The organism is Helicobacter sp. T3_23-1056 (genome assembly GCF_053654535.1).
The window spans coordinates 1-413 of the sequence record NZ_JBSIUU010000106.1; the positions used below are offsets into that span (position 1 = coordinate 1).

Consider the following 413-nt stretch of genomic DNA (forward strand, 5'->3'; position numbering starts at 1 on the left):
TTATACCCCACTTGTAGCCAAAATTGTCGCCCCACTTCATACACAGGCACTGCCGTAGTCCCAGCATTAGAGTAGCTAGCAGAGGCTATCATTAGATTTTGTGTGTTTAGCACATTTAGTATATCTACATTCATATATAGCGTATTGCCCTTATAAGCATTCACTTCAAACCCCACTCTCATATCCCAATTAAACGCCGCAGGCACGCGAAATTTCTCAAACGCAGCGGTAATACTTGGATATTGTGCTTTTAGTTCGCTCCATTTAGTCGTGTTCTGTCCTATGTTAGCCATCGCATCATAGCTACTTCGCAAGCGAAAAAAGTTATTGATAATCCACTTTGTGCGCGCGATAGAAAAACTCGTAGTCGTGCTTAGTCGTATCGTGTGCGGGCGAGCGAAGTTTGTCGCAGG

At 44.1% G+C, this 413-nt stretch carries 1 pseudogene; it reads right to left on the minus strand.

Features of this window, described 5'->3' with window-relative positions:
• Positions 1 to 413, minus strand: a pseudogene (locus tag ACWIUO_RS13910) (TonB-dependent receptor); the annotation flags it as partial.